This window comes from Shewanella chilikensis (assembly GCF_002836945.1).
GTDB lineage: Bacteria > Pseudomonadota > Gammaproteobacteria > Enterobacterales > Shewanellaceae > Shewanella > Shewanella chilikensis.
On the sequence record NZ_NIJM01000092.1, the window covers coordinates 1 to 4,022 of the forward strand.

The 4,022-nt window shown below is 45.9% G+C and carries 3 protein-coding genes; 2 read left to right on the plus strand and 1 reads right to left on the minus strand.

Going from position 1 to position 4,022, the window contains the following annotated elements; all coding sequences use genetic code 11:
• Nucleotides 1-602 precede the first annotated feature (602 nt).
• Complete coding sequence (locus CX651_RS19520) at nucleotides 603-1,052, plus strand: RNA recognition motif domain-containing protein (RefSeq protein WP_039036161.1); 450 nt, start codon at nucleotides 603-605, stop codon at nucleotides 1,050-1,052.
• A gap of 5 nt (nucleotides 1,053-1,057) precedes the next feature.
• Here CX651_RS19520 and murI read toward each other — a convergent pair whose 3' ends face one another.
• Nucleotides 1,058-1,861, minus strand: coding sequence for a glutamate racemase (gene murI, locus CX651_RS19525; protein ID WP_101057775.1), 804 nt, complete (start codon nucleotides 1,859-1,861; stop codon nucleotides 1,058-1,060).
• Nucleotides 1,862-2,026: 165 nt separating this feature from the next.
• Between murI and trmA the strand changes: the two genes are divergently transcribed.
• On the plus strand, nucleotides 2,027-3,127 hold the full coding sequence (gene trmA / locus CX651_RS19530) for a tRNA (uridine(54)-C5)-methyltransferase TrmA (protein ID WP_101057776.1): 1,101 nt from the start codon (nucleotides 2,027-2,029) through the stop codon (nucleotides 3,125-3,127).
• Nucleotides 3,128-4,022: the final 895 nt, after the last annotated feature.

A 4,022-nucleotide genomic window follows, 5' to 3' on the forward strand; every position in this document is an offset into this window, starting at 1 on the left:
AGAAGTCGGATCGTAGCCATGTCGTTCTGTGAGCCAAGTTGTTGCGGATACGAATTGTCTTCCTAAGACCGCTTGGCCTCCGACGTATGAACACTCTTCATCGAGTTAAATCGTTTTGTCGATTTCTCAATGCCTGTGAGTGTCCACACAGATTGCTTGATATATTGTTAAAGAGCAGTACCGCGATGCTTCCCATCGGGTCAGGGCTGCGTATTCTACGCTTTCCTGCTGCGGCGTCAAGAGGTATTTACCATCTTTTTTCGCCTGTCGTTGAAAGGACTCAAAAGCCTCTTTTCTTCGACCCTGTCACGTCTTTCGCGTTGCCGCTGCGCCGTGTCAGTGGGAGCGCATTATAGGGAGGCCAGCCAATAGCGCAAGAGCTTTTTACTCCTCCTTACACTAAGCGCCTACCTTTTAACCTCGAAGGCCATTTAATAGCCTTTTTGAATAAAAAACTTAGCTTGAAGGTCCTGCTTATGTTTAAAAATGAGAGCAAAGGTCATTTTTTGGGCGTCAGTCTGGTTTAAAGGTAAATAATTCATTACCATAGTCATCGCTTTTAACAGTAATTTATCAATTATTCTTCACAGAGAACATTTCTTATGCAAAAGTCATTTTTGATTGTGTTGGGCATCGCCATTCTGGGCGCGCTTGCGATATACCAGCTCATGCCTCAACTGCCTGCATTTTTGGCCTTCCCTGTTGGTGCACTCCTTGCTGCTGCAGTTTATGCATTCACATCCAGTCCAAGTCAGGCTCAAGCTAAAGGACAAGAAACTTACAATGGCCCAACCATGACTCTCTACGTAGGTAACCTCCCTTACAGAGCACACGACACTGAAGTAAAGTTATTGTTTGAGGAGTACGGCCCAGTGAATTCTGTTCGTTTAGTGAGAGATCGCAAAACCGGCAGACGTAAAGGATTTGGTTTTGTGGAAATGTCAGAGTCCGGCGCTCAAAAAGCAATGACCAAACTGAATGACTTCATCTTTCAGGAGCGTACTCTGAAAGTACGTGAAGCCAAATCGCAAGATTCAGATAAGCAGGAATAGAAGTCCTACGTCATCACGCTGGTTGAGGTCTTGGCCGTTTGAGCAAAACCATACTCGGCCAGCGTTGATTTCAATCCTTCAGTAATCATCTCGCTGGTATAAAAAGCCCATTCATTATTTGGTTGATCTAAGTCAGCGGTTTCCTGCTGATATTGCAGCAGACTCTTCACTCGCTTCGCAATCGCCTCGCCGGAATCCAGTAGTTCAACATAATCACCCAGTATTTGTTGTAGCTCAGGCTTTAGCATAGGAAAGTGAGTGCAACCAAGCACAAGCACATCCAGTTCACTGTAGATGACCGGTTGCAGTAACTTCTTTATTGCTGCGATATCTATGGCCTGACCAGCCGCCTTGGCCTCTGCTAGCAATACCAGCTCTGAACAACCAAAGAGTTCCACTTGACAGTCGCTGGCAAAATGATTGATCAGTTCCTTGGTATAAGCCCTTTTCACAGTTCCCGGTGTGGCCAATAACCCTATATGCTTTCGCTTGGAGATAGTCGCAGCAGGTTTGATAGCCGGTACAACCCCAACAACAGGAATCGTCAGTTGAGCCCTCAACTCGGGAAGAACCAAAGTACTGGCTGTATTACAGGCGATGACCACTATCGCGGCATCTATCTGTTTGGCCATAGTAGTAACCAAATCCACACATCCGTTTACCAACTCGGCTTCCGCGAGCTCACCATAAGGCAAGCGCGCATTATCAAACAGATAGCAATACTGTCTCAGCGGCAATAGCTTACGGATCTCTTTAAGCACCGATAGGCCACCTATGCCTGAGTCAAAAACCAGTATGGGACGTGACAAATTGAGCCTCTAAACGATATTAAGACGAGTCATGGTTTGAAACCACGACAGCAGATGAGATCTTATTTTTTCACAGCTTGAATAAAAGCACAAAGGAATGAAACTGGACATAAGCGCCACGTAGTATAATATTTGCGCCCCGGTTTTAAGCCAAGAGTGAATATTATGAATTTAGAAGCAATGGACCCCAATCAATATGATACGCAGTTGGAACAAAAGCGTCTCAAGCTGGAACAGGCCTTTGCCCGCTTCACTCCGCCGGTATTAGAGGTGTTTCCCTCGGTACAGAAACACTACCGTATGAGAGCAGAATTCCGAGTTTGGCATGACGGAGATGACCTCTACTACTACATGTTTGACCAACAACAACAAGCCAAGGTTCGTTGTGATCAATTCCTGCCAGCCAGTGCCCTTATCAATCAGCTGATGCCGGTACTGATGAACGAATTACGCCCTAACAGCATACTGAGACACAAGCTGTTTCAAGTAGACTTCCTTTCTACTCTGTCCGGCGAGATTTTAGTGTCACTGCTGTATCACAAACAGTTGGATGATAACTGGCTCAATGAAACCAAGGCGTTGAAACAAAGACTCGAGAAAGAGTTCAAGGTCGATATTATCGGCCGAGCCCGCAAACAGAAGTTTGTCTTGGACAGAGACTTCGTAATCGAACGTCTGCAAGTCAACCAGCAGGAATACATCTATAAACAAGTGGAAAACAGTTTCACCCAGCCTAATGCCCAAGTAGCGACCAAAATGCTTGAATGGGCTATAGACTGTACCCGTGACAGTAGCGGCGATTTACTTGAACTCTATTGTGGCAATGGCAACTTTTCCATTGCGCTGGCGCAGAATTTCACCAAGGTACTGGCCACCGAGTTAGCTAAACCCTCGGTCGATTCCGCTCAATACAATATTAAACAAAACGGCACTGAGAACCTGCAAATCATCCGTATGTCAGCCGAAGAGTTTACTCAGGCCATGACGGGAGAGCGTAGCTTCAAACGCCTAGAGGGAATTGATCTCAAAAGTTACGACTGCAATACCATCTTTGTCGACCCACCGCGAGCCGGCCTGGATCCCGAGACCGTCAACTTGGTACAGGGTTATGACTCCATCCTCTATATTTCCTGCAACCCGCAAACCCTGGCCGATAATCTCGAACAGTTGAGTCAAACTCACGAAATCAAACGCTTTGCCTTGTTTGATCAATTCCCTTATACCGACCACATGGAGGCAGGCGTACTGCTAGAGCGCATTAAATAAGGGTTTCAGAGTTTGCCATACTATAACGAGAATAACTCAAGGTACGGCGTGAAATATGGAGTGAATAGCCACTGATTTCCTAGACACCTCTCAGTTAGGGAAACTGCGAATAAGTCCCATGTATGCACTGCGTTGGCTTACATGACTAAATGCAAGGCGTGGTTCGTAGCAAATAGCCTTAGTCCTTTGCTAGAAACACAACACAGCAGACTGGTCTGTAAGCCACGATTTTCGGAGCTTACACAGTAATCGGCTTTACTACACTAGAGAACGTTATGAAGGCTTATTCGCACCTTCCTTAGATAAAATAACTGAAAAGATAGGTGGTCATTGAGTGGTAAACGTTACCTGAAGAGTGCAAAGTTGGAACGGTCAAAAGTTTGTTGATCGTAGCCATTCCATCGCAGATGTTGCACATTGCTTAGATATCACCAACCATAGCCTGCATGCCTAGGGTAAAGAAGTATGGTTTTGATAAGAAGAAACAGCATGATTTGACGAAGGCGCAGGCAGAGATAAAGCCGACAAGGAGTTGAACCCGGCGACTGAAGAACGCGACATTCTAAATACTTCGCACAACTTTCCGACTGATATCCCTCTTTTATCCAGGATTACCATGCAGCCGACCAATACGTAGGCTGTCCGATACATTGGACCTTGATCCAAGTGACAAGCAAACAGCCTCACTGTAATTTGTGACCCAAGCATTAACACTAGTGCGACTCATACCAATCCGCATTAAAGTTCAGTCACTTTCGCCCAGTCTCTGGTGCACATCTTTATCACTCGCTTTGTACTGTACTGCTGACGAAGTCGTTCCAAGCCTGACTGCAAGCATCCACAATTTCCTCATATCCTTTGAAACAGCGATTAGCGAGATGACGTTGGCGTAGCC